At 64.7% G+C, this 23,621-nt stretch carries 22 protein-coding genes and 1 pseudogene; 6 read left to right on the forward strand and 17 right to left on the reverse strand.

What is annotated here, in order from left to right:
- Positions 1 to 18 precede the first annotated feature (18 nt).
- From ABQJ48_RS16995 to ABQJ48_RS17005, 3 genes are all read left to right on the forward strand, one after another.
- The gene (locus ABQJ48_RS16995) at positions 19 to 1,365 is read left to right on the forward strand and encodes a sugar efflux transporter (RefSeq protein WP_367839167.1); all 1,347 of its coding nucleotides are present in this window, start codon (positions 19 to 21) and stop codon (positions 1,363 to 1,365) included.
- Between the two features lie 440 nt (positions 1,366 to 1,805).
- Positions 1,806 to 2,843 carry a phosphogluconate dehydrogenase (NAD(+)-dependent, decarboxylating) gene (gnd, locus tag ABQJ48_RS17000; protein WP_367839168.1) on the forward strand — a complete coding sequence of 346 codons (1,038 nt, stop codon included), beginning with the start codon at positions 1,806 to 1,808 and terminating at the stop codon, positions 2,841 to 2,843.
- Between the two features lie 261 nt (positions 2,844 to 3,104).
- Positions 3,105 to 3,803 carry an HAD family hydrolase gene (locus tag ABQJ48_RS17005; protein WP_367839169.1) on the forward strand — a complete coding sequence of 233 codons (699 nt, stop codon included), beginning with the start codon at positions 3,105 to 3,107 and terminating at the stop codon, positions 3,801 to 3,803.
- 74 nt (positions 3,804 to 3,877) lie between these two features.
- Here ABQJ48_RS17005 and ABQJ48_RS17010 read toward each other — a convergent pair whose 3' ends face one another.
- A complete protein-coding gene (locus ABQJ48_RS17010; protein WP_367839170.1) occupies positions 3,878 to 4,417 on the reverse strand; it encodes an ankyrin repeat domain-containing protein in 540 nt (179 codons plus the stop codon).
- A 106-nt stretch (positions 4,418 to 4,523) separates the two neighbouring features.
- On the reverse strand, positions 4,524 to 4,649 hold the full coding sequence (locus ABQJ48_RS17015) for a hypothetical protein (protein WP_367839171.1): 126 nt from the start codon (positions 4,647 to 4,649) through the stop codon (positions 4,524 to 4,526).
- A gap of 197 nt (positions 4,650 to 4,846) precedes the next feature.
- On the opposite strand from ABQJ48_RS17015, the pseudogene ABQJ48_RS17020 reads away from it, so the two are divergent.
- Positions 4,847 to 5,276 (forward strand): annotated as a pseudogene (locus ABQJ48_RS17020) (phosphoketolase family protein); the annotation flags it as partial.
- Between the two features lie 47 nt (positions 5,277 to 5,323).
- On the opposite strand, the gene ABQJ48_RS17025 reads toward ABQJ48_RS17020, so the two are convergent.
- Complete coding sequence (locus ABQJ48_RS17025; protein ID WP_367839172.1) at positions 5,324 to 5,611, reverse strand: BON domain-containing protein; 288 nt, start codon at positions 5,609 to 5,611, stop codon at positions 5,324 to 5,326.
- Between the two features lie 266 nt (positions 5,612 to 5,877).
- Between ABQJ48_RS17025 and ABQJ48_RS17030 the strand changes: the two genes are divergently transcribed.
- Complete coding sequence (locus ABQJ48_RS17030) at positions 5,878 to 6,570, forward strand: YceH family protein (RefSeq protein ID WP_367839173.1); 693 nt, start codon at positions 5,878 to 5,880, stop codon at positions 6,568 to 6,570.
- 158 nt (positions 6,571 to 6,728) lie between these two features.
- Here ABQJ48_RS17030 and ABQJ48_RS17035 read toward each other — a convergent pair whose 3' ends face one another.
- The 7 genes from ABQJ48_RS17035 to ABQJ48_RS17065 form a co-directional block, all read right to left on the reverse strand.
- The gene (locus ABQJ48_RS17035; protein ID WP_367839174.1) at positions 6,729 to 7,247 is read right to left on the reverse strand and encodes an SLATT domain-containing protein; all 519 of its coding nucleotides are present in this window, start codon (positions 7,245 to 7,247) and stop codon (positions 6,729 to 6,731) included.
- A 228-nt stretch (positions 7,248 to 7,475) separates the two neighbouring features.
- On the reverse strand, positions 7,476 to 8,519 hold the full coding sequence (locus ABQJ48_RS17040) for a rod shape-determining protein (RefSeq protein ID WP_367839175.1): 1,044 nt from the start codon (positions 8,517 to 8,519) through the stop codon (positions 7,476 to 7,478).
- 280 nt (positions 8,520 to 8,799) lie between these two features.
- Complete coding sequence (locus ABQJ48_RS17045) at positions 8,800 to 8,970, reverse strand: hypothetical protein (protein WP_367839176.1); 171 nt, start codon at positions 8,968 to 8,970, stop codon at positions 8,800 to 8,802.
- 284 nt (positions 8,971 to 9,254) lie between these two features.
- Positions 9,255 to 10,079, reverse strand: a complete 825-nt coding sequence (locus ABQJ48_RS17050) for an IclR family transcriptional regulator (RefSeq protein WP_367839260.1) — start codon at positions 10,077 to 10,079, stop codon at positions 9,255 to 9,257.
- A gap of 110 nt (positions 10,080 to 10,189) precedes the next feature.
- Positions 10,190 to 10,918: an SDR family NAD(P)-dependent oxidoreductase gene (locus tag ABQJ48_RS17055; RefSeq protein ID WP_367839177.1), complete on the reverse strand. Its 729-nt coding sequence runs from the start codon at positions 10,916 to 10,918 to the stop codon at positions 10,190 to 10,192.
- 19 nt (positions 10,919 to 10,937) lie between these two features.
- Positions 10,938 to 12,239: an MFS transporter gene (locus ABQJ48_RS17060; RefSeq protein ID WP_367839178.1), complete on the reverse strand. Its 1,302-nt coding sequence runs from the start codon at positions 12,237 to 12,239 to the stop codon at positions 10,938 to 10,940.
- 276 nt (positions 12,240 to 12,515) lie between these two features.
- A complete protein-coding gene (locus ABQJ48_RS17065) occupies positions 12,516 to 13,037 on the reverse strand; it encodes a 2,4'-dihydroxyacetophenone dioxygenase family protein (RefSeq protein ID WP_367839179.1) in 522 nt (173 codons plus the stop codon).
- A 331-nt stretch (positions 13,038 to 13,368) separates the two neighbouring features.
- Here ABQJ48_RS17065 and ABQJ48_RS17070 point away from each other — a divergent pair, with 331 nt between their 5' ends.
- On the forward strand, positions 13,369 to 14,778 hold the full coding sequence (locus ABQJ48_RS17070; RefSeq protein ID WP_367839180.1) for a trypsin-like peptidase domain-containing protein: 1,410 nt from the start codon (positions 13,369 to 13,371) through the stop codon (positions 14,776 to 14,778).
- A gap of 71 nt (positions 14,779 to 14,849) precedes the next feature.
- Here ABQJ48_RS17070 and ABQJ48_RS17075 read toward each other — a convergent pair whose 3' ends face one another.
- The 7 genes from ABQJ48_RS17075 to ABQJ48_RS17105 all read right to left on the reverse strand — a co-directional run bounded on the left by ABQJ48_RS17075 (position 14,850) and on the right by ABQJ48_RS17105 (position 23,563).
- On the reverse strand, positions 14,850 to 15,395 hold the full coding sequence (locus ABQJ48_RS17075) for a TolC family protein (protein ID WP_367839181.1): 546 nt from the start codon (positions 15,393 to 15,395) through the stop codon (positions 14,850 to 14,852).
- Complete coding sequence (locus tag ABQJ48_RS17080) at positions 15,332 to 16,333, reverse strand: TolC family protein (RefSeq protein ID WP_367839182.1); 1,002 nt, start codon at positions 16,331 to 16,333, stop codon at positions 15,332 to 15,334. Before ABQJ48_RS17080 ends, ABQJ48_RS17075 begins: the two co-directional genes overlap by 64 nt.
- Positions 16,323 to 17,954 carry an efflux RND transporter permease subunit gene (locus ABQJ48_RS17085; protein WP_367839183.1) on the reverse strand — a complete coding sequence of 544 codons (1,632 nt, stop codon included), beginning with the start codon at positions 17,952 to 17,954 and terminating at the stop codon, positions 16,323 to 16,325. The genes ABQJ48_RS17080 and ABQJ48_RS17085 overlap by 11 nt, the downstream gene beginning before the upstream one ends.
- Positions 17,955 to 18,514: 560 nt before the next feature.
- A complete protein-coding gene (locus ABQJ48_RS17090; RefSeq protein WP_367839184.1) occupies positions 18,515 to 21,034 on the reverse strand; it encodes a penicillin acylase family protein in 2,520 nt (839 codons plus the stop codon).
- Between the two features lie 129 nt (positions 21,035 to 21,163).
- On the reverse strand, positions 21,164 to 22,063 hold the full coding sequence (locus ABQJ48_RS17095; RefSeq protein WP_367839185.1) for an amino acid ABC transporter permease: 900 nt from the start codon (positions 22,061 to 22,063) through the stop codon (positions 21,164 to 21,166).
- Complete coding sequence (locus tag ABQJ48_RS17100; RefSeq protein WP_367839186.1) at positions 22,060 to 22,704, reverse strand: amino acid ABC transporter permease; 645 nt, start codon at positions 22,702 to 22,704, stop codon at positions 22,060 to 22,062. The genes ABQJ48_RS17095 and ABQJ48_RS17100 overlap by 4 nt, the downstream gene beginning before the upstream one ends.
- Positions 22,705 to 22,726: 22 nt before the next feature.
- Positions 22,727 to 23,563 carry a glutamate ABC transporter substrate-binding protein gene (locus ABQJ48_RS17105; RefSeq protein WP_367839187.1) on the reverse strand — a complete coding sequence of 279 codons (837 nt, stop codon included), beginning with the start codon at positions 23,561 to 23,563 and terminating at the stop codon, positions 22,727 to 22,729.
- Between the last annotated feature and the right edge of the window lie 58 nt (positions 23,564 to 23,621).

Below are 23,621 nucleotides of genomic sequence, written 5' to 3' on the forward strand. Positions count from 1 at the left end.
CCCTGACCACCGCCCCTCGTGCTGAAAACCTCACGCTTTTTCGGACTGCTGCGCATTCCCGGCTTCAAGCCGCTGGCCGCCGCCACCCTCATGCTCGGCGTGGCGATGTCGTTCACCGCGCCGTACCTGTCGCTATTCGGCGTCGAGCGCGCCGGCATGACGCCGTTCAGGCTCGGCGTGTTCATGACGCTCATCGCCGCGAGCGGCGTCCTCTCCAGCGCGCTCGCGGGCCGCTGGACCGATGCGAGCGGCAGGCATCGGCCGCTGCTGCTGGCCGCGCTCATCGCCGCCTCGCTCGGCTATTTATCCCTGTGCGTGGTGCGCGATTACCGGCTGCTGCTCGCGGTTGGCATCGTCTTCATCGGCGCAGGCGGCTCAGCCATTTCGATGGTGTTCGCGTTCAGCCGCGCGGCGCTGCCGGTGCCGGACCCGCAGGAGCGCGTGTTCGCGAGCGCGACGCTGCGCACCGTGCTGTCGGCGGCGTGGGTGTTCGGGCCGTCGGTGGGCGCACTGGTGCTCGCGGCCACCAGCTTTTACGGGCTCTTTCTGTTCGCCGCGGCCAGCTTCGCGAGCTGCGCGGCGATCGTGTGGCGCATGCGCGAGCCGCAGGGACATCTCGGCGATCACACCGTCGAGGACACCGCGTCAGAGCCGTCGGCGTCCATCACCGTGCCGCCGCTGACCGCGCCCGCAGAAGACGCGCACGAGGTGTTGCCAGGCGTTGCGTCGGCCAACGACATCGCCCGCGCGGTAGCCGCGCTGACACTGCTCGGACTCGCCGCGAACGCGACGATGATCGTGCTGCCGCTTTACATCGTACATGGGCTGAACGGCTCGCATCTGGACGTGTCGGTGATGCTCGGCCTCGGCGCGTTGATGGAGATTCCGCTGATGCTCGCGCTGGGCGCGAAGTCGGCGTCGCTGCACAAGCCGAATTGGCTCGCCGCATGCGCGGCGGTGCATGCCGCGTACTTCGTCGGGATGTCGCTGGCAGGCAATGTCAACGTGCTGATTCCGATGCAGCTGCTCAACGCATTCGTGGTGGCCGTGACCTCGTGCCTGGGAATGACCTATGTGCAGGATCTGATGCCGCATTCGCCGGGCCGCGCCACCGCGTTGTTCTTCAACGCCGCGCGGGTCGGCTCGATTCTGTCGGGCGTGTTGTCGGGGATGCTGGTGCAGGCGTTCAGCTATCGCGGCACGTTCGTGTTCTGCGGCTTGCTCGCGCTGTGCGCGCTGGTGCTGTTCGCGGTGCCCGGTTATCGCTACCCGCTGATGTGGGGGGCGATCACGGAGTTTGCCGTGCAGCAGCAGCGAAAGCTTCTGGCCAGGCGCCGGCAGCAGGTGCCTGGGCAGGGCGAGTGACGTCGGGCCGTGTGCGGCACTTGGCCATGCCCGCGCCCATGGCTTACGTATCCTTCACCTATTGCTCACGTATTGCTCACGGAGGACGGCGCGCGCGCGAATATGCCCGCACGCGCAGAGAGACGAACAGTCACGTCCATCAAGGAACTGTATGCCGCACCACGCCTCTGCAAAGAGGCGTATCGTCTTTAAACGCGCGCGGCGATACGCGCTGGCCGCACGAACGAGCCAAGGCAGCTACCGTGTGTCCGGCGTTCGCGCGCCGAGGCGACTACAGTGATCGGCACAAACCACGAGGCCGCTCGTGTGCATTGAATTCACTACTGAACGCGCTACTGACCTGGCAAAGAAGCACCTGTCGCGATCACACCGGCACCGTCTCGCGACCACTAGCCGAAACGAGATCGAGCAGCACAACGAGCCACCTTCCGGAGCGAGATATGCAGCTAGGCATGATTGGATTGGGACGTATGGGCGCCGACATGGTCCGGCGCCTGACAAAGGGCGCTCAGCAGTGCATCGCTTACGACGTGCAGCCAGCGGCGGTCGAAAGGCTCGAGCAGGAAGGCGTGGTGGGCGCGGCGTCGTTGCAGGACCTGGTCGCCAGGCTCGACAAGCCGCGCGCCGTGTGGCTGATGGTGCCCGCCGCGGTGGTCGATGCGACGCTCGAAAAGCTCGTGCCCTTGCTGGAGCCGGGCGACATCGTAATCGACGGCGGCAACTCCTACTATCACGACGATATCCGCCGCGGCCAGCAACTCGCCGCGCGGCAGCTTCACTACGTGGACGTCGGCACGAGCGGCGGCGTCGCGGGGCGTGAGCGCGGCTACTGCCTGATGATCGGCGGCGAGCCCGAGGTCGTGAAGCGGCTCGAACCGATTTTCTCGACACTCGCGCCGGGCGCTGCCGCGGCGCCGCCCACCCCGGGGCGCCCCGCGAGCGCGAGCACCGCCGACCAGGGCTTCCTGCATTGCGGACCGCAAGGCGCGGGGCACTTCGTGAAGATGGTCCACAACGGCATCGAATACGGGATGATGGCCGCGTATGCGGAAGGCCTGAACGTTCTGCGCCACGCCGACGCAGGCAAGCACGCCCGCGAAGCCGACGCGGAAACAGCGCCGCTGCGGCGCCCCGAGCTGTACCGGTACGACCTGAATCTCGCCGACGTCACCGAGGTCTGGCGGCGCGGCAGCGTGATCGGCTCGTGGCTGCTCGACCTGATCGCCGGGTCGCTCGCCGGCGACGCCGATCTGCGGAATTACGCGGGACGCGTATCCGATTCGGGCGAGGGACGCTGGACGGTAGCGGCGGCGATCGACGAAGGAGTGCCCACGCCCGTGCTGAGCGCGGCGCTGTTTGCGCGCTTTAGCTCGCGCGGCGAAGCGGATTTCGCGAACCGCGTGTTGTCGGCGATGCGGCATGATTTCGGCGGCCACGTCGAAAAAGCGGCGCAGGCAGGAGAGGGGCCGAAGGGCTAGGCTCGTCGGGTCATCGTACGGTTGCGCGAGCGGGGGGCAGGACGGGACGTCAATGCACGGTCTCAGCGGGTGACCCGGGGGTGAGCCGGGATGACCCGGGGTGATCTGATGTGAGCTGAAGTGACCTGAATGCCCGACGCGCGCGACCCGACCCCGCGACCGAAGCGCGCGCCCCCAACACATGGCCCGGCGCGCCGCCCGCGCGCTCGACCCCGCCAACAAGTCAACGCCCCACGACACACCTCAAGCAAGGAAGCCGCGATGCAAGCCACCCCCTCCACGCCGCACGACGTCGTCTTTCTGTTCGACTGTGACAACACGCTGCTCGACAACGATCACGTGCTGTCGGACTTGCGCTCGCACATGATGCGGGAGTTCGGCGCCGAGAATAGCGCGCGGTATTGGGAAATCTTCGAGGACTTGCGTGCCGAGCTGGGCTATGCCGACTACCTGGGCGCATTGCAGCGCTACCGGCGCGAGCATCCGCGCGACACGCGGCTCTTGCTGATGGCGTCGTTCCTGATCGAGTACCCGTTTGCGAACCGTCTCTATCCGGGCGCGCTGGATGCATTGCGACATGTCGGCAAGCGCGGGCCCACGGTGATCCTCTCCGATGGCGACGTGGTGTTCCAGCCGCGCAAGATTTCCCGCTCGGGGTTATGGGACGAAGTGGAAGGACGCGTGCTGATCTACATCCACAAGGAACTGATGCTCGACCAGGTGATGGAATGCTACCCGGCTCGCCACTACGTGATGGTCGACGACAAACTGCGCATTCTGGGCGCGATGAAGCAGGCGTGGGGCGGCACTTTGACGACGGTGTTTCCGCGCCAGGGTCACTATGCTTTCGATCCGAAAGAGATCGCGAGCAACCCGGCAGCGGATGTGAGCATCGAACGGATTGGCGAGTTGGCGAACTTCGATCTCGATGCGCTGATGGGGGAGAACCGCGGTTCGTAGATGCGGGCGCGGACCCACATGCTTGCTCCATTCCATCGAGCGCTCGACGAAAACCGCCCGCACTGCCCGGCGCATCATGACCGGCCGAGCTGGTCGAGGCGCGCTTGCGCATCGCCCGCGCCCATGCGCGCGGCCGCCTCGCGTGCCGTGACGCCGTTCGCATCGCGGGCGTTGGGGTCGGCGCCGTGCGCGATCAGCAGTTCGATAATCGCGGTGCGATTGAACATCGCGGCGACCATCAATGCGGTGCGGCCATCCGGCGATGCTCCTTCGACGTCCGCGCCGTGCGCGAGCAAGGTCTCGATGACCTTGGCGAAACCCTTGAAGGCCGCGCCGGCGATCGGCGTCTGGCCGTTGTCGTTGCGCAGATTCGGATCGGCCCCGCGTTCGAGCAGCGTGCGCACCGCGTCCGCGTGACCGTGGTAGCTCGCCAGCATCACGAGGCTGTCGCCTTTGTCGTTGCGCAGGTTCGGCGGCGCGCCTTTTTCTATCACCGCGGCGAGCATCGCAGCATCGCCACGCCGTGCGAGATCGAAAATCTGTTGCGCGAGCGCCTGCAGTTCGAGGTCCAGGTGCGATCCCGAAGGGGCTGTGGTATCGGCGGCATCCGTCAATGGAGTCTCCTTGCGATGGAACGGGACAACAGCAACGCGGGGCGACGCGGCGCTCGCGCAACATCGCTCATGATTCGCAGTTTGCGCGCGAGCCGCGACTGTTGCATTACAAGAGGCTGAACAGCTTGACCAGCAACCCGAATACGCCGAGCAGTACACCGACGCCCACGCACACCAGCACGACGGACAGAACGATGATCGCTAACATTTTGGCAGGGCGGTGTGTCGACATGGCGGCGTTGCAGTAAGAGGGAAGGAAGGCGGGGCGCGTGGGTGGCGCTCCGCTACGCATCGGGCTTGCGGTTCGAGCAGCCCGGTTTGAACAGCTTAATACATTGAGTGCCGGTGCAGCGGAAGTCTACTGGAAGATCGGCGGATGCGGCGGCCGGCCCCGCTCGGTCCCTGGGGCTCGGACCCGGGGCAAAGCTTCCTGCTGGTGAGATCCGCTTCGTCAATGTGGTCGATCTGTTCCGGCTGATGCCCGCCCGTGCGCATCCGCACGAACTGTCCGACCGCGACTTCGACTCGCTGTTCACCACCAGCAAGCCGGTGATCTTCAACTTCCATTCGTATGCGTCGCGCATGCACAAGCTGACCTTTAACCGCACGAATCACGACAATCTGCACCTGCATGGCTATTTCGAAAAGGGCAACATCAACACGCCGCTCAAACTGGCCATCGTCAATCACGTCGATCGTTTTTCGCTGGCAATCAATGTGATCGATCGCGTGCCGTCGCTGCGCGGCGTCGGCGATCATACGAAGGAATGGCTACGCGGGCAGATCATCGAACATCTGGCTTGCGCATGCCGAGGGTATCGACCAGGACGTGGTCCGCAAGTGGACGTGGATAGGCTGAGCGGGCATGCCCGAGCGTTAGCGAGCCTGGCCCGACACGGACCGATGCTATCCCGACTTGACAACTGTGCGATCCGAGACGCCCGTCACGCCGAACAGGCGACTCACGTCTTCGAGCACGGCGGCTCTTTGCTGCTCGCTTTGCAATTCGCCGCGCAGCGTGATGCGGCCGCGCGAGACTTTCAGCTTGACCGTGTGTTTGGGCACGGCGGCATCCCACGCGAGCCGGCGGATCGCTTCCGTGGCAATCTGCGCGTCGCTCAGGCGCGCGGCCTCGTCGCTTTCGCGGCCGGCAGTGTGCGCCAGGCGGTGCTTCGCGACGCGGGCGGCGTGCATGGATGCTCCACAGAAACGATCTTGGTCAGACAACAGTAGCAGACAGCGCGCAATTGACCGTCGACGACAGCAACGTGCGCGGCGCTGCCCGGCGTGCGAACCGCGAAGCGGCCCGCATCCACTCGCTCGCGCTGCCGGCATGGCTACCCCGCGGCGCCCCGGGCCGTTTATCATAGTGCCCACAAACCACAACGCGCCGCCTGCTTGTTTGCCACGGTAACGCGCATCATCCACGAGACCCGGCGGCTTATGTCGCGACATCATTTATGAACTCCACTCCCGACGCTTCCTCCCGGCCTGCGATCCGTGCCTTGACGTTGCTCGAAGGACGCGTGCTCGGCGTGCTCGTCGAGAAGCAGCACACCGTGCCCGACAGTTACCCGCTCTCGCTCAACGCGCTGACGCTCGGCTGCAACCAGAAAACCGGCCGGGTACCAGTGATGAACGCGACCGAGGCCGAAGTGCTGACCGCCCTCGACGGTCTCAAGCGGCTCAGCCTCGCGCTGGAAGGCAGCAGCAGCCGCGTGCCGCGCTTCGAGCACAACATGAATCGCGTGCTCGGTTTGCCGAGCCAGTCTGCGGCGTTGCTGACCACGTTGCTGCTACGCGGTCCGCAAACCGCCGCCGAGTTGCGGCTGAACAGCGCACGTCTGCATGGCTTTGCCGATATCTCGTCGGTCGAGGCGTTTCTCGATGAAATGGCTGCCGCCGATCCGCCCCGTGTCGCCAGGCTGGCGCGCACGCCTGGCGAGCGCGAGAACCGCTGGACGCACCTGCTGTGCGGCGAAGTCAGCGCGAGCGAGCTTGCGCAGCCGGGCGCGGAGGACGAGTCGATGCCGTTGTCCGCTTTCGAAGCGGTGAAGGCCGAGCAGAAGCGTTTGGCCGACGAGGTGAGCCGGCTGCAGACGGTGGTCCGGCGCATGGCGGCTGAGCTGGGCATGAGCGTCGACGATCTTTGAAAGGCGGCAAGCCCGAGCCGGCACGCCGCGGTCCTGTTTGAAGGAGCCTTCGAACAGGACGATTCTATCGCTTGCGCGGTTCGCGGGCAGCCTTCGCCAACTCGTCGCGCAACGGCTCGCGCCGCACGTCGATGCAACGACGCTTCACGGTCGATCGCTCACGCATCGCGACTGCGCGGCGTGTCCGTCGACAGTGTGCGCTGCGTGCGGTAGAAGATGCGCGGCGGCACGTTCGGCGAATCTTCCGCGAGCCGGTCGAGTTCGTCGCGAATCGCGGTGAGATAGTGGCCGTCGCGCGCGTCGGGATCGCCGGCAAAGACCGCTTCGAGCTTGCGGCGCACGGCGCCATAGCGGGCGCCGGCCACACGATGCTTCTGTGCACGCTCCGCATAGCGAAGGAAGGTCTGCAAGGCGGCCGACACCACGGCCGCTACGCTTACAATCCCGACGAACATGCGCATTTCAATCGACACCGCGGCCAATCTCAGCGACGCGAACGCCGCGGTGCCGACGAACGCGGTCAATGCTGTCACGAGCCAGCCGATTCCGCGCTCGCGCGCGGACAGCAGATCGGCCATGTCGTAGTGGCTCATCTGCGATTCGCGCGCGCGGCGGATCCACTTCAGCAGCAGTTCGTTTTCGTCGACCGGAGGCTCGTAGGCGGGCAGTGTCGTCATGTCGCTCATGGGGCGGTGCGGTGGCGCACGCCTCGTAATGGCCTGACGATACTGTGCCACACGATACGCGCCATCGATGTGCCGCGCGTGATGCGCGCTGCGGGGACAGCGTGCGTCGGGTGCACATGAGATGCGAGGACGCGAACCGACGGCCCAGCGTCCGCGCTTTCAGCGCAATGCGAGCGACCGCAAGCGGCGGTCGCCGACGCGCCGTCCCGTCCCGTTCGCTCAATCGTACGAAAACGCTCCGCCGAATTTCTCGATCCGCTCGAGCGCCATCCCCGATCCACGCACGACGCAAGTCAGCGGCGCTTCCGCCACGAACACCGGCAGCCCCGTTTCTTCTGCGAGCAGCCGGTCCAGATCGCGCAGCAGTGCCCCACCGCCCGCCAGTGTGATGCCGCGCTCCGCGATGTCGGCGCCTAGTTCCGGCGGCGTTTGTTCCAGCGCGATCTTCACGGCGGAGACGATCTGGTTCAGGGGATCGGTCAACGCTTCGAGAACCTCGTTGCTGGACACGGTGAAGCTGCGCGGAATGCCTTCCGACATATTGCGGCCCTTCACTTCCATCTCCTTGACTTCCGAGCCTGGAAACGCGGAGCCGATTTCCTTCTTGATTGCCTCGGCCGTCTGCTCGCCAATCAGCATGCCGTAGTTGCGGCGGATGTAATTGACGATCGCATCGTCGAACTTGTCGCCGCCGACGCGCACCGAGCCCTTGTACACGATGCCGCCGAGCGAGATCACGCCCACTTCCGTCGTGCCGCCGCCGATGTCGACCACCATCGAGCCGGTCGGGTCCGACACCGGCAGGCCGGCGCCGGTCGCGGCGGCCATCGGCTCTTCGATCAGGTAGACCTGCGAGGCGCCCGCGCTATGCGCAGCTTCCTTGATCGCACGGCGCTCGACCTGGGTCGAGCCGCACGGCACGCAGATGATGATGCGCGGCGACGGCGCGAACATGCGCGACTCGTGCGCCATCTGAATGAAGCGCTTGATCATCTGCTGCGTGATGTTGAAGTCGGCGATGACGCCATCTTTCATCGGGCGGATCGCCTCGATGTTGCCGGGTACCTTGCCGAGCATCTGTTTCGCTTCCCTGCCGACGGCCAGAATGACCTTCTTGCCATTCGGGCCGCCTTCCTGACGAATCGAGACCACCGAGGGTTCGTCCAGCACGATGCCTTTGCCACGCATGTAGATCAGCGTGTTCGACGTGCCGAGGTCGATTGCCAGGTCATTGGAAAAATAGCCACGCAGAAAACCGAACATGCAAATTCCTGTGTGTCGGAGAGCGGCCGCGCGAGCGCCGCCGGGGGGGCCGCCCGATGGCGGCCGGCGACCAGCTGATGGTCGAAGGAGAGGGAAGAATAACAGCTTCGCGTGCGAGGGCGGGAGCGGCAGTTGTGTTGGCTGCGTGGGGCCTGCAACGACGGGATGCCGATATTCGGAGAATCATCGGTTGGCCTGCGCGGCATCGCACGCGAAGCGACGATAAAGAGCAGTACGGCGAGAGACCACGCAGCTCAGGGCTGGCTGGACGTGTACGCCGCTATGAACGATCGCGACTGCGTGCGCGGGTCGCGCCGGTAATGACGGCCACGCCGAGCAGAATCACAGCGACGATTTCGATCGTGTGTTGAGCCACGTGCAGGGTCATCAATCCCCAGCAAACGCCGCCGATCAGAATGATCCAGCCAGCCAGATAGATGAGCAGGGTCACTGTTGTTCTCCTAGTTCGATTCGATGGGTGCGCCCATAGCGTCCCGTGGACAGCGCGAGCGCATGGCCCGGATTCACCCCGTGATCGGCAAGCGATCAACGGGTCTGTCGAGACGCAGGTTTCGTGCCCGGCTCCGTGTGTCGGCCAGTGGCGCGGCTCTGTGCGCGGGCCAAGGCTGAGCGCTGTCTTTCCCATGCGCGCCAACGAGCCGACGAGCCAACGAGCCGCCGACAGCGCGATCGAAACGCGTAACCCCGTTATTCGAATCGCGTCGTAGCGCAAGCTCAGCGCGCCGAAGTCGGCCCGAGGCGCGCCGCGATGGTTCTGCAAGCGGCCAGCAACGGTTCGATATAGCGCGTTTGCGCGTCGGCTTGCCTGCGGTACGTCGGCATGCTGATGCTCACGCAGCCCACCGCGCGTCCGTCGACGCCGCGAATCGCCGCGCCGTAGCAGGAGATCGCGACTTCGTTCTCTTCGCGATCTTCGGCGTAGCCTCGCTGCGCCGTGGCGTTCACTTCTTTGCGCACTTCGTCGAGCGTGGTCATCGTGTGTTCGGTGAAGCGCGCAAGCGGCGCATCTTTGAGCAGCGCTTCGCGTTCGGCCTCGCCGAGCGTAGCAAGGTACGCCTTGCCGACCGAACTGGACGTCAGCGACACGCGCGTGCCGATACGCGAGGCCATGCGCACCGCGTGCGGACTTTCGAGCTTTTCGATGTAGACCATTTCGCCCTGGCTCGGTACGGCCAGGTGGATCGTCTCTGACGTGAGGTTGCGCAGTTCCATCAAGGCGTCGACGGCGGCAAGGCGCAAGTCGGAGCGCTCCCAACTGCGGCTTGCCAGATTGACGAGGCGCGGGCCGAGCCCGAAGGTGTTGCCCGCCGCGCACGTGCCGACGATCAGCCCTTCGGCCTGCAACGCAGCAACGATACGGTGAACGGTAGGGCGCGGATAGCCGCTCGCCGCGCTCAGCTTCGCGACGTTAGGCGGCGTCTGCGCGTCGGCGATCAGTTGCAGCACGGCGATGAATTTGGAAAACGCGGCAGCGCCCGCAACGGTTTTGGAATCGGCGGCGCCGACGCTCGGGGAAGGCTTGGAATCGGTGGTCGACATCAGGCTAGGGTAGGGCACGGTTGAGCAATTATGCCTTCATTTTCCGGCCTGGAATCTTGCCGGAGTGAGCGGCTATCCCGGCGCGTGTGATCTCCTTCGACACCCGGGCGTCACGCGACCAGGTAGCCGCCATCGACGGGCACGATCGCGCCGGTCATGAACGAAGCCGCGGGCGTGCAGAGAAATACGGCGACCTGCGCGACTTCGTCGGGCGTGCCCCAGCGACGCATCGGCGTGCGCTCCAGAATTGCTTGCGAGCGGCCGACGTCGTCCTGCAACGCCTGTGTCAGCGGCGTCGCGATCCAGCCCGGCGCGATCGCATTCACGCGAATACCGTCAGCGGCATAAGCGAGCGCGAGCGACTTGGTCAACTGCGCGACCCCGCCCTTGCTCGCGCTGTACGCAGGCACGAGGCCGCCGCCGAAGAAACTGAGCATCGACGCCGTGTTCACGATGCAGCCCGACGACGCCTTCAGCAAGTCTCGCGCAGCCGAACACACGCGCATCGTGCCGTTCAGGTTGATGTCCAGCACGCGCTCGAAGACCTCCATGCGATGTTCTTCGACGCGGCTGATCACGCCCGCGCAGTTCACCACGATGTCGAGTCGCTCGAACGCCCGCAACGCGGCGGCCACGTCGTCGCCCGAGCGCACGTCCAGGGTGACGCGCTGGATAGTGGCGTCGAGCGTGTCAGGCGTGCCCTCGGGCAGCGGCAAACCCGCGGTCACCGTTTTCGCGCCCAGCCGCGCGAGCTGGTTCGCGATCGCCGCGCCGATGCCGGAGAAGCCCCCGGTGACGAGCGCAGCCTTGCCCTGGAGTAGTTGATTCTGGAAGGTCATGTGAGTCAGCAACGAGTGCTCAGGTGGGTTGCGTGTTGACCGCCTCGGGCAGCGGCGCGGGCGCCACTTCCTTGACAACGAACAGATAGACGAAGGCGGCCGCGAATGCCACGCCCGCGCTGATCAGCAGCGCATTGACGAACGAGTGCGTTTGATCCACGACGATGCCGGTGATGACCGGCGCGAACGAGCCGCCCAGATAGCCGCCGAAGTTCTGCATGCTGCCGAGCGAGGCCACCAGATGGCGAGGCGCAGCGACGCTGACTAACGCCCAGGCGGTGCCGCTCGACATATTCACGAAGAACATCGCGCACGACACATAGACGATCGCGAGCGTGGTGCTCGGCGTATACGCGGCGGGCACCGTGAACGCCGCCGCGCCGATCAGGCCAATGCAAAGCGGCCACTTGCGGCTGCGGATGGGCGCCATGCCGCGCTTGAGCAGATAGTCGGCGATCAGACCGCTGCTGAGCATCCCGATGGTGCCGAAGATGTACGGAATCGATACCAGCCAGCCCGTGTGTGCGATGCTCAGGTGACGCTCTTTCTCCAGATAGCCGGGCAGCCACGTGAGGTACAGCCAGACCATGTAGATCACGCCCATGAAGCCGAAGATCATTCCCCAGGTATTGCGCAGCTTGAACAGCGCGCCCCATTCGGCGAAGCTCAGGCCGGCCGGACGCTCGACGATCCGCGTGCCTTCGTCCAGGTGCGCGGTTTCGGCGTCGGTGAGCGCGACCTGGTCGCGATTGCGGTAGACCACGTACCAGCCGAGCGCCACGAGAATGCCGAGCACGCCCATGATGATGAACATGGATCGCCAGCCGAACGCGAGCATCAGCACCGTGAGCAGCGGCGGGGCGATCATCGGCGCGATGGTCGACGACGAGATGAAGGTGCCGGTCGGCCGGCCACGCTCGCGCATCGCGAACCATTCGTTGACCACCTTGGCGCCCGCGGGAAACAGCGGCGCCTCGGCCACGCCGAGCACGACGCGCGCGGTGAGGAATTGATTGAGCGTCTGGACGAAGCCGCCCGCCATCTGCGCGATCGACCACACCAGCATGCCGAGCCCGAGCATCGCGCGCGAGCCGAAACGGTCGAGCAGCGCGCCCACCGGCAACTGCGAGAACGCATACGACAACGAAAACGCCGATAGCAGCAAGCCCATTTGCGAGGCCGACAGATGCAGCTCCTCGCTCACCAGATGATTGGCGATCGACAGCGTGCTGCGATCGAGATAGTTGACGATGCCTGCGATCGTCAGAAAGACGACTGCGACCAGCTGGATACGTTTCAGACGCTGCGACTTCTGAAGCATGGTTGTCTCCGGAGCAAGGGACTTGCTGGATGATTGGAATAGTACGGGTAAAGAAGCGAAGCAACGACGATGCAGGCGCGGTTCAGCGGCGGACCAGGGCGCACCCCGTCCGACGGACCGATCGACAATCGCGCCCATGCTAAATGCACCGGAATCCGAACAAATACTTGGCGGCGACTTCTGCTGTCGTGCCAGTCGCGTTTATGTCGATCATCGTCTGCAAGCGGGACGGCGACGCTTGCGCGCGCGCTGCGGTCTTCATCGCAGCCGGCGAACTCATCGGATGAACTGGTCCACGTAGTCTTCACCGAGGCCGACCGCCGCATAGTGCTTGCGGCACATGTCGATCTTGGTGAACACGTCCTCGTAGCCCGTGTAGTTGCCGTACGGGTCGCAATAGAACATCACACCGTTCACCTGGAAATACGTGATCATTTCTTCCACGTCGTCGGGCACGTAGAGCGTGTGCGTTTCGCCGGGCGGCTCGTACACGTAGCTGCCTTCGCTCGCTTCCCAGTCGTGCTCCAGATAACGCCAGCGGCCCTTGAGGACCATCCCGTGCACGCTTTGCGGATGACGATGGCGGCTCAGCACGCCGGACTTGCGAACCCGCAGCAGGTTCATCCAGTAGCCTTGCGACGCGTTCAGGCACAGCGGGCGAAACGACACGTTTTCGGCCTGGGGAACCCACAGGCGTTCATCGGTGGGGATCGCGAAGGGAACGACGATCTCCTGCTGCGCTTCTTTCGGGAACGGCAACTGATACGGCGTCATGGCGGAAGGGTTAGCCTCGGGCATCGGGTCCTCTTTCGAAATGTCCATATGATGGATAAACAGTCCACAATATGGTTATTATCGGAACGCTGTCGAGCGCGGTCAATCCTGGGGAATTCACTTAAAGGGGCCCGCAGGCGAGCAAGTTTCAGACACGCCATCGGCTTCGGAAAGACGGTCGCGAGCATCCTCACACATGCTGTCATGCGCCGGGCCGCCCCGCCGCGTGCTCGCATTGCGGCGCCGGCTGGCGTGCGGATGAACCGCCTGATCGCTCACCATCTTTAAGCTTCGCTTAAGTGCAGGCCACTACATTACGCATCCTTTCCGCAACCCACCGCAACGTCTCCAACCTATGATCATCAAGCAATATTGGCGCGGCAGCGCTGCCGTCTGCGTCGCGCTCGCGGCTGCCGGCACATATGCGATTACCCATCGCGAAGCCGATGCATCAATTAGTCATGCTAATGGACAGCTCGCCGCGCCGGGCGCTTCGTCTGGCATCACCGGCACGCGCTCTTCCGCGCCGGATTTCTCCAGCATCGTGACGCGCTACGGCCCGGCGGTCGTGCACATCGGCGCGAAGCAGGCTGCTTCGCCCGACGAAAACGGCGAGACCGGACGCGGTGGCGAAGCGCTGGGTTCGGGCTTCGTCATCAGCGAGGACGGCTACGTGCTCACCAATAACCACGTGGTCGAAGGCGCACAGACAGTCACGGTGAAGTTGATGGACGGCCGTGAATTCCACGCCCGGGTGGTCGGCACCGACAAGACATCCGACGTCGCGGTGCTGAAAATCGAAGCATCCAATCTGCCGACCGTGAAGATCGGCAACCCGGCGGACAGCAAGGTCGGAGAGTGGGTGGTCGCGATCGGTTCGCCGTACGGCTTCGACAATACGGTCACCTCGGGCATCATCAGCGCAAAAGCACGCCAGTTCTCCGACGACAGCCCGATCCCGTTCATCCAGACCGACGTGCCGGTCAATCCCGGCAACTCGGGCGGCCCGCTGTTCAATCTGAATGGCGAAGTCATCGGCATCAACTCGATGATCTATTCGCGCACGGGCGGCTTCCAGGGGCTCTCGTTCGCCATTCCGATCGACGCGGCGATGCACGTGAAAGACCAACTGGTGCGCACCGGTCATGTCACCCGCGGCCGCATCGGCGTGGGCGTACAGCCGGTTAGCGCGGAGCAGGCGAAGCAGTTGGGCCTCGACTCGACGCATGGCGCGCTGGTGGGTTCGGTCGATCCGAGCGGGCCGGCACAGGCGGCCGGCTTGCGCGAGGGCGATGTGATCGTCGGCGTGAACGGCGCGCGGATCGGCAGCACGACGGAATTGATGGCACAGGTCTCGCAACTCGCGCCGGGCAGTACCGCGACGGTCGACGTATGGCGTAACGGCGGCGAGCGCAAGCTGTCGGTCACGGTCGGTGCGCAGTCGCCGCAGATCGCCTCGGCTGCGCCCCGCGCGCGGCAGCAGCAGCCGGAGCAGGCGCGTCCGCGTCTGGGCGTTGCAGTGCGACCGCTTACCGACGACGAGCGCCAGGAAGCGTCGCTGCCCGGCGGCGTGGTGGTGCAGCAGGTAAGCGGTCCGGCCGCCGCGGCGGGCATTGAGGCTGGCGACGTCATCGTTGCGGTGGACGGCCATGTGATTCGCGGCGTCGAACAGCTTCGGCAGCTGATTGCGCAAGCGAACGACAGCGTTTCGATCACCGTGGTGCGCGATGGTGAAGAAGCGTCGGTCAACGTAACGCTGGGCTGATCTGCTGGCGGCATCTCAACAAGCAATCCAGCGAAGGGCGGCACTGTGCGTCCCGGGACGCGCGCAGTGCCTTAGCGGATCTGCCGGTTACCATCCTCTTGCGGCGGATCCGGCCCACCGCCCAGCGCGACGTAAAGCGACACATTGTTTTGCAGCGCTATTGCGCGCAGCTGAATGAGCTGCTGTTGGGCATCGAACAGATTGCGCCGCGCATCCACCACTTCGAGATAAATCGAAATACCGTTTTCGTAACGCAGCTCGGCGGTTTCCGCGAGCTGCCGTTGCGCTTGCACAGCCTGTTCCTGCGCCGCAATCTGTTGTGCGTAGCGCTGCCGTCCGATCAATGCATCGGATACCTCACGAAAAGCCACCTGCACCGTGCGCTGATAATTGGCGACCAGTTCATCGCGCCGCGCGTGTGCCTGCGAGAGTTGGGCCTGACGCTGGCCGGCATCGAAGATCGGCATGGCGAGCAACGCGCCGAACGACCAAGCCTGGCCGCCGGGCACGAACAGGTCGCCCAGTTCCGCCGACGCATAACCGAAACTCCCCGTCAACGCGATGCGTGGAAGGAAGTCGGCGCGCGCCGCGCCGATATCCGCATCGGCGGCGCGCAACTGCTCTTCGGCCTGCAGGATGTCCGGCCGATTGACGAGCAACGCGGACGGTAGTCCGGGGTCCAGTTCATTGAACTGTCTGGCGTCGGCGATTGGCGATGCGCTGCGCAGCGCAGCGCATCCCCTGACTCTTGGTTCAACGGACCGCCCACCAGCACGACTAGCTGGTTACGCTGCTGCTCGGTCGTTCTTTGCAGTTCCGCCAACTGGGTCTGCGCCTGAGTCATGAGGATCGCGGCCTGCTCGTAGTCGACCATCGAGGTCGCGCCGGCGTCCAGACGATCCTGCGCGACGGCAAGCGCATACCGGCGGCTCGCAAGCGTCTGCTCGGCGAGCGCGATGCCTTCTTCGCCGGAACGGATCGCATAGTAGCTGGCCGCGACATTGCCGATCAGCGACAAACGGAATGCGCGCTGCGCCTCGACGCTCGACAGATACCTGAGGCGCGCGGCATCGCTCACGTTGCGCACACGCCCCCAGAAGTCCAGTTCGAACGAACTCACCGCCGCCTGAACGTTGTATTGATTGAATTGAATCGACATGCCGGTGTCGCCCAGTTCCGGCTCGATCGAACTGAGCGGCGCCTTGGTGCGGGTCGACCCGGCGTTCACGTTCAGCTGCGGAAAGCGCGCGGCATTCTGGATGCGATAGAACGCGCGCGCCTGCTCGATGCGCGCGACCGACGCGGCGAGGTCGCGGTTGCGTTCGAGCGCCGTGGCGATCAGCAGTTTCAATTGCGGATCGGCGAAAAAGGTCTGCCAGTCGACCTCGGCTGCCAGACGTGAGTTCGGCGAGGCCGGTGCGGCTGGTGAAGTGGGCAACGCCGGTGTGTCGAAACGTTCAGCGATCGGCAACTCGGGCTGGCGGTACGTCGGCGCGAAATTGCACGCCGCAAGCGAGCAGCAGACGAGCGGGAGCAGCATTCGCTCAAGCATCATGCGGTCCTCCGCCTGGTCCGCCATGAGCTGGCGTGGGTGCAGATTGCGGCGCCGCGTCCAGATGGTCGGGATCGCTGTCGCGCTTCTTGCGGCTCAGCCAGCGGCGCGCGGCCACATAAAAGAGCGGCGTGAAAAACACGCCGAACAGCGTCGCGGTCAACATGCTGCCCATCACGCCGGTACCCACCGCGCGCCGGCTCGCCGCACCCGCGCCGGTGGCGAGCACAAGCGGCATCATGCCCAACACGAACGTGACGCTGGTCATCAGGATCGGGCGCAGGCGCTGCTGTGCACCGTTCTTCGCGGCGGTAACGGCGTCGCTTCCTTCGGACTCCTCCTTGATCGCGAACTCGACGATCAGGATTGCGTTCTTCGCCGCCAGCCCGATGATGGTCACGAGCCCGATGTTGAAGTAGACGTCCGCCGACAGGCCGCGCAGCATTGTCAGCAACACGGCGCCAATCACGCCGAACGGGATGATCAGCAGCACCGCCACGGGAATGGCCCAGCTTTCGTACAACGCGGCCAGCAGCAGAAAGACGACCACCAGCGACAGTCCGAGCAGCATGCCGATCTGCCCGCCGGCCTGTTTCTCCTCGAAGGCCGTACCGGTCCATTCGTACGTCAGATTGCCGGTCAGTACGTGCGACGCAATGCGTTCCATCTCGGCGATCGCCGCGCCGCTCGAACGGCCCGCGGCGGCCTGGCCCGAAAGAGTCGCGCACGGGAAGCCGTTATAGCGTTCGAGTTGCTGCGGGCCGGAAATCCAGCGAACGCGGCTGAACGCCGAAAACGGCACCATCTGGTTGTGGTTGTTGCGAAGCCTGAGCGCACTCACGTCCTCCGCTCTCATCCGATGCTCGGCGGCTGCCTGCAAGATGACGCGCAGCACATTGCCCTCGAATACGAAGTCGTTCACATAATTCGCGCCGAACGACAGCGCCAGCGCCTGATTCACCTGGCCGATCTGCAAGCCCAGTGCGCGTGCCTTGACGCGATCGATTTCCACGTACAGTTGCGGGGCCTCGGGCATGCCCTCCGAGCGAACGCCCGCGAGGACGTCGCTTTGCGACGCCTCGATCATCATGCGCCGCGCGGCCTGTTGCAGCGCTTCGCCGCCCACGCCGCTGCGGTCCTGGATCTTCATCGTGAAACCGGTCGCGTTGCCGAGCGACGGGATCGCGGGCGGATCGAGCGCGAAGATGGTCGCCTCGGGTATCTGCCGGAAAGCGCCGTTCGCGCGGCGCACCAGCGCGCTCGCGGAGTTCGCCTCGCCAGGGCGCTCGCTCCACGTCTTGAGGTCGACGAAGGACAGCGCCGCCGATTGTCCCTGGCCGAAGAAGCTAAAGCCCGTCACCGACGCGACGTTACGCACCTGCGGCTGTCGACTCAGGAATGCTTCGACCTGGCGGATCGCCTGCTGCGTGCGTTGTTCGGTGGAACCGGGCGCGCCGGTGTAAGTGATGAACAGATGCCCTTGGTCCTCGGTGGGCAGAAAGCCGCCTGGCAGACGCACGAACAGATAAGCGGTGATCACGCAGGCGAGCGCGAACACCAGCAGCCAGCGCAGCGGCGCGCGCAGCATCGCGTCGACGCTGCGGCAGGGCCGCCGCCGGCGCACCCTGTTTGTCGCCGCAAGCGCAAAGCGTGAGGGGCAGCGCGACGACCAGAATGAATACAGGATGACTAAACGAGCTGGACGCGGAGCGGGGCAAGAGAAACTCCTCAGTGAAGGCGTTCTTTGATTGCGCTTCAGTTCGGGTGCATTCTTACGGTCTTATGGCGGTACGGATCATGCGGTGTCACGCCGGGGTCATGCGGTCCTGCTTGTCAGTGGTGCGGTTGATGGTGACGTAGTGTTGGGGTTCTACGGCCGCTGGCCTTCGACATTTTTCAAGCCGTTGCAGGCGGCGTATGACGCGTGTGCTGTTCAACTACTCATTGCGGGAGTCGCTATTCCAATCCACGCTTACATGCGACATGCATTCGCTGGCCGAAGTAAGGCCTGCGGGCCCGATGCTATTTTTTGCTACTGCATAGTGATGCAAACAATAACGGACGCGACGCTTCAAGCTGGCGGAAAAAAGCTCACGCTGATATTACAACGTTTGCCTGGCTTGTCAAACCGACGCGTGCCTTTGCATAAGGACTACTGTGCGAATTGTATGGCCAGCGTGCGCACTAGCGGGCGTTCGCGTCGGAGGAACTCAAGGTGCGCACGCTCAACGCGGGGTCGCGTGCGATCGACGCTTCGGAAAAGGGAACAGTGAGCCAGCGCTGCGCGGCGTAGTAGCGTGTCGCGTCGGCGTAATGAGGCGACGCGGGATCGTCGGATTGGGACGAGGGGAGCAGGGTCCGCGCGCGCACCTGATCGTCGGCGAACGACACGATCTGCAAGTACGTGTTGCCGCTTGCGTCCACGTCCATCGAATAGGCTCGCGCATCGAAGGGATGGGCCGCGCAGGCGGCGGTGAAGTAGCCGCCTGCGTCGCAACCGCCGAACAGCGGAATGTGTTCGCCGTTGCGTTGCAGATAGAGCGCGGCACTGCGTGGTGCGTCGAGCGCAATGCCTGCTTCGTGCAGCGCCGCTGCCGCGTCGAGCAGCATGGCGGCGAGTCTCGCGGGATCGGCTGCGATGCCCGCCGGGGTAGTCAACGGATGCGCCGGATCGAATGGCACCGCATACAGTTGCGCGGGCGGAATCGTCGCAATGCGCCGCCACCATTCGTCCCATAGCGTCGCGCCGACGGCGTTGGCGGCGCCCGTGTCGTCCCATGCTGCGAGGACTGTGCAAGCCTGATGCAGTCCGTCGCCGTCGGCTGCGGCGTTCTTAGCCGTCTTCGCACCAGCCGCCGCGCCGTCGCTGCCCACGCACACGCGCTCCAGCACCGGCTGCTTGAAGAGCAGCGCCGACATCGAACGGCTGTCGAGCGCGGCGCGGGCGAGCGCGTCGGCGGACACGCCCGTCGAATCGCCCAGCAATTGCCTCGCGATGCCATGACCGAGGCGCGTACGCAGCGATTGCGGCGTGTTCGTCGCGCCGAAGATCTGCGCGTAGCCGGTCAACGGCGCAGCAGGATTGCTGAGCCAATAGCTGCCATTGAAATTGCCGACATAGTCGCGACGCAGCAGCTGCGGCATCTGCGCGACCGGCATGGCGCGCGGCTGCGCAGTGCGCGCCTGATCGCGCCAGTCGCACTCGCTGCGCGAACCGTCGAGAAACGGCACGCCGGGCATCGACTGCGCGAGCGCCTGGCCGAGGGGCGGCGTGCAGCGTTGCGCGAGCTCGTCGGGCACATTGGGCACTGCGCCGATATCCGCGTACCACACGCGCGGATCGCCACGGCCGATCGCCAGCGTATTGACCCACGGCACCGCCGCGTTCTTCTTCTGGATGCGAATGAAGTCGTCGAGCGACTTCGCCTGGTTCCATTCGAGAAAGTTTTCGAACACGCGGAAGTTGTCGGCATTGATATCGCGCAGCGCAATCGCCTGCTGTGCATTCCAGGCCAGCGCGGGCGACCTCGCGGCGAGGTCGACGAGCGGGCCGAAGCGCGAACGATACAGGGTGCGCGACACGGTGTGGATCGAACCGTCGGCGGCGCGCACGTCGACGCTCACTTGCGTGGGCGTCATCGCTTCCGTTTTGCCGTCGACCTGATAGCGGGTCGGCGAACCGGGCACGAGCGTCAGCCTGAACAGGCCAAAGCGCTTCGCAGTGGAGACCGTGTGCGCCCACGCGACGTTTTCATTGAAACCCATCACGATCAGCGGTATGCCGAGAAAGGACACGCCGCTCACGTTGAGCTGGCCGGGGATTGTCAGTTGTGCCTGGTAAAAACGGTCGGGTCCGCTCCAGAACCAGTGCGGATTGGCGAGGAGCAGCGCGCCGCCGCGGCGGGTCGAGTCCGCGCCGAACGCGAGCGCGTTACTGCCGATTCCGGCTTGGTCGCCAATAGAGCCGAGCAGCGCGTCAGCGGACAGTTCGCTGCTGATGCTGCGACGCCGTTCTTCAGGCTCTGGTTCACGCAACCCATCGGGCGATTGCACATTCGCAACCGGCGGCCTGGCAGTCGCAATCGCATTTACAAAGCGCGTTTCGCCGCCGGCCAGATTCGCCGCGTACAGACGCCGGTAGATATCCGCGCTGCTGATCTTGCCGGCCCAGGGCGCCCCGCGGCAGGCTGCGTGCGCACCGGGAAAGTCCCCGCGCGCGAGTTCGCCCACATAGCGGTTGTAGCCTGCCACGAAGCCGTCGATCAGCGCGCGCATCTGGGCGGTCTGACCTTGCCGGTAGCGCGATACGGCGGCATCGTCGACGATGAAGCGGAAGAAAAAGTCCGCGTTCAGATTGGTGGGTTGTCCGAAGGTCGCTTCGGAGCCGGGGTGCGCTTCGGCACCGAAGTAGCGCGAACGCTCGCCCCGATAAGTGACGAAGCCGTCGGCCATCGTGCACAGATTATCCTGTGCCTGCACATAGCCGTAACCGTAACCGAGGCTGCCCCAGTCGTCGGCTTTCACATGCGCAATGCCGAGCGCGGTGCGGCGGATCTCCACCTGATACGGTCCAGCGTGCGCATCGGCGTCGCCGTTGGGGACAGCGCAGCTTTGCAATCCCAACGCGATGAGGGGCAGGGTGGCCAGCAGTCGGAGCCGTTGTGCAAAACGGCTACGGCGGCCCGGGAAAGCATGGGAAGGCATGGGCGGCTCCCGAAAATCGCGGTTAGCGATAGAGAACATACCGCACTTGCACCGACTTACATGGCAGTGTGACCCATTAAACGCGCGAGCCCGGAACCGCACGGTCGCCGCGCGGCCCGCGCTACGCCATCATTCCGTAGGCAGCACCCGCGCCACCGACGCCTTCCCGACCTCCGTCGCCTGACACACGCTCGTGCAAACACCGCTGACGGCAGTGTTCGTCACGACCACACGTCCCTGACGGCGCGTCGCCCAGCGCTTCAGATAAAGCAGCGCCGCGCTCACCATGCCATACATCATCGTGACGATGAAAGCGGCCTGCAACAACGACTGCGGCGCATAGCTCGACACGTCCTGCGAGCGGTGCAGCAGTTCGTCGTAAGGGATCACATAGCCAAGCGACGTATCCTGCACGATCGCGAGGACCGAGCTGATCAACGCCGGCAGCATGGTGCGCAACGCCTGCGGCAGCACGACATACTGCATCGCCTGATACGGCCGCATGCCGAGCGCGAGCGCCGCCTCATGCTGTCCGCGCGGCAGCGACAGAATGCCCGCGCGCACGACTTCGGCCGTCAGCGCCGAGTGATGCAGCGCCATCGCGAACACGAGAAACCCTAGCGCCGGCCAGTGCAAGCCGAGCGCGGGCAGCTCGATCACCATGAACAGAATCAGCAGCAGCAAGGGTATCGCTCGGAAAAACTCGATGTACGCGCCAGCGAGCTGACGGATCCAGGAGCGCTTCGAGAGCCGCCAGAGCGCGAGTGGAAACGCCATCGCGAACGCGACGACTGCCGCACAGGCAGCCGCTTCGATCGTCGATATGAGGCCGTCGAAAAGAAACTTGGCGGTGCCCCAGTGCAGGAAGATCGCCCATTTGTCCGCTTCGAACTGTCCGCTCGCCGCGAGGCGAATGTCGATCGCCACGAGCAGCCCGCACACGGCAAGCGCGCTGGCCACTGAAACGAGCCGCTGCCGCATGCGCCCAAGCGGGCCCGGTGCTTCGTAGAGCGGGTTGGGCCGGCTCATCGCGCCACCGCCATTCTGTGTTCGAGGCGCCGCATCAGCTGGCCGAGTGGAATCGTCAACGCCATGTACGCGAGCATCGCACTCGCGAATGTCGGCACCGCCTGCGCGGTTTCGAAGTTGATACGTTGCGCCGTATAGGTGATGTCGAACACGCCGATCGCGGCCGCGATCGACGAAGCCTTGATCTGGTTCACGAACAGGTTGCCGAGCGGCGGAATCACCGTGCGCATCGCCTGAGGTATCACCACGTTCGACAACACCTGCAAAAAAGTCATGCCCATGCTGCGCGCGGCCTCGATCTGTCCGCCGGGCACCGCGTTGACGCCCGCCTTGAGCACCTCGGCGACCCATGCCGCGGTGTAAAAGCCGAGCACGAGCACCGACGACGCCGTCAGCGAATACATGAAGCCGAGCTTGGGCAAGCCGAACACGAACAGCAACAGCAGCGCGAGCAACGGCGTCATGCGCATGATTTCGATGTACGTCGCGGCGAACCATCGCAGCGGCGCGAGCGGACCCACGGACATCACGGTCAACGCGATGCCGAGCGCGAACGCCATCGCGAACGACAGCGCGGTGAGCTCGAGCGTGACGCCCATCGCTTCGATGAAGCGCCACGCAAACGCAAGCAGGGAAGTCATCGCGTCATCTATTGAAGGCGCATCAGCGCTCGATGGTCGGCACTTGCGGCTTGCCGAGCGGGCCTTCGAGATTCTTTGCGTACAGCTTGTTCCAGGTGCCGTCCTTGATCGACTGCTCGAGCTGCGCGTTGATCCATTCGCGAAACACCGCGTCGTCCTTCGCTACGCCCACGCCGTACGGCTCCTGCGTGAACGGCTTGCCGACGACGCGGAACTTGTTCGGCTGACGCAGCGATTCGCCCGCGAGCGTCGCGCCGTCATCGACATAGGCGTCGAAGCGGCCGTCGGCCACGCCTTCGACGCACGCGGCCGTGTCGTTGAAGGTGACGAACTTCGCTTGCGGCACGAGCTTTTTCACATTGTCTTCGACCGTCGTGCCGTTCAGCACGCAAGCGGTCTTGCCGGCCAGGTCGGTCACGCCGTGGATCGTCGTGTCGGCGCGCCGGGTCAGGATGTCCTGGCCCGCCACGTAATAGGGACCCGCGAAGCCGATCACTTTCTTGCGCGCGTCGTTAATGGTCAGTGTGGCGATCACCACGTCCACGCGGCCGTTCTGCACGAAGGGCAAGCGGTTTTCAGTCGTCGTCTTGACCCATTCGACGTTGTCGGCGGAACCGGTCAGCTTCTGCGCGAGCAGGCGCGCGAGATCGCCTTCAAAGCCCTCGGTCTGGCCGGTCATCGGATTGCGCACCGAGAACATCAGCGTATTGAGCGACGTGCCCACTACCAGCTTGCCTTTCTTGTGAATCTTCGCCATCGTCGAATCGGCCGGGAAGCTGTCGGCGTGGGCCGGCGCGATTGCCGCGACGAGCGTTCCGGCAACACACGACGCCATGACCGCAAACGATTTGAAACCCATGGTGCTATCTCCTCTCTTTTATAAAGCAGGCGTGGCCTGTCGGATCAATCGATAAAAC

This window comes from Paraburkholderia suaedae (assembly GCF_040812055.1).
Classification (GTDB): domain Bacteria; phylum Pseudomonadota; class Gammaproteobacteria; order Burkholderiales; family Burkholderiaceae; genus Paraburkholderia.

What these genes read in the sequence shown, in the direction of transcription:
- ABQJ48_RS17025 (WP_367839172.1), bottom strand. Translation starts at nt 5,611, where the DNA reads ATGCACGCCGCCCGCGTCGCGAAGCACCGCCTGGCGCACACTGCCGGC.
- ABQJ48_RS17100 (WP_367839186.1), bottom strand. Translation starts at nt 22,704, where the DNA reads ATGACTTCCCTGCTTGCGTTTGCGTGGCGCTTCATCGAAGCGATGGGC.
- gnd (WP_367839168.1), top strand. Translation starts at nt 1,806, where the DNA reads ATGCAGCTAGGCATGATTGGATTGGGACGTATGGGCGCCGACATGGTC.
- ABQJ48_RS17060 (WP_367839178.1), bottom strand. Translation starts at nt 12,239, where the DNA reads ATGCTTCAGAAGTCGCAGCGTCTGAAACGTATCCAGCTGGTCGCAGTC.
- ABQJ48_RS17080 (WP_367839182.1), bottom strand. Translation starts at nt 16,333, where the DNA reads ATGATGCTTGAGCGAATGCTGCTCCCGCTCGTCTGCTGCTCGCTTGCG.
- ABQJ48_RS17005 (WP_367839169.1), top strand. Translation starts at nt 3,105, where the DNA reads ATGCAAGCCACCCCCTCCACGCCGCACGACGTCGTCTTTCTGTTCGAC.
- ABQJ48_RS17040 (WP_367839175.1), bottom strand. Translation starts at nt 8,519, where the DNA reads ATGTTCGGTTTTCTGCGTGGCTATTTTTCCAATGACCTGGCAATCGAC.
- ABQJ48_RS17070 (WP_367839180.1), top strand. Translation starts at nt 13,369, where the DNA reads ATGATCATCAAGCAATATTGGCGCGGCAGCGCTGCCGTCTGCGTCGCG.
- ABQJ48_RS17050 (WP_367839260.1), bottom strand. Translation starts at nt 10,079, where the DNA reads ATGTCGACCACCGATTCCAAGCCTTCCCCGAGCGTCGGCGCCGCCGAT.
- ABQJ48_RS17055 (WP_367839177.1), bottom strand. Translation starts at nt 10,918, where the DNA reads ATGACCTTCCAGAATCAACTACTCCAGGGCAAGGCTGCGCTCGTCACC.
- ABQJ48_RS17030 (WP_367839173.1), top strand. Translation starts at nt 5,878, where the DNA reads ATGAACTCCACTCCCGACGCTTCCTCCCGGCCTGCGATCCGTGCCTTG.
- ABQJ48_RS17015 (WP_367839171.1), bottom strand. Translation starts at nt 4,649, where the DNA reads ATGTCGACACACCGCCCTGCCAAAATGTTAGCGATCATCGTTCTGTCC.
- ABQJ48_RS17090 (WP_367839184.1), bottom strand. Translation starts at nt 21,034, where the DNA reads ATGCCTTCCCATGCTTTCCCGGGCCGCCGTAGCCGTTTTGCACAACGG.
- ABQJ48_RS17095 (WP_367839185.1), bottom strand. Translation starts at nt 22,063, where the DNA reads ATGAGCCGGCCCAACCCGCTCTACGAAGCACCGGGCCCGCTTGGGCGC.
- ABQJ48_RS17065 (WP_367839179.1), bottom strand. Translation starts at nt 13,037, where the DNA reads ATGCCCGAGGCTAACCCTTCCGCCATGACGCCGTATCAGTTGCCGTTC.
- ABQJ48_RS17035 (WP_367839174.1), bottom strand. Translation starts at nt 7,247, where the DNA reads ATGACGACACTGCCCGCCTACGAGCCTCCGGTCGACGAAAACGAACTG.
- ABQJ48_RS17105 (WP_367839187.1), bottom strand. Translation starts at nt 23,563, where the DNA reads ATGGGTTTCAAATCGTTTGCGGTCATGGCGTCGTGTGTTGCCGGAACG.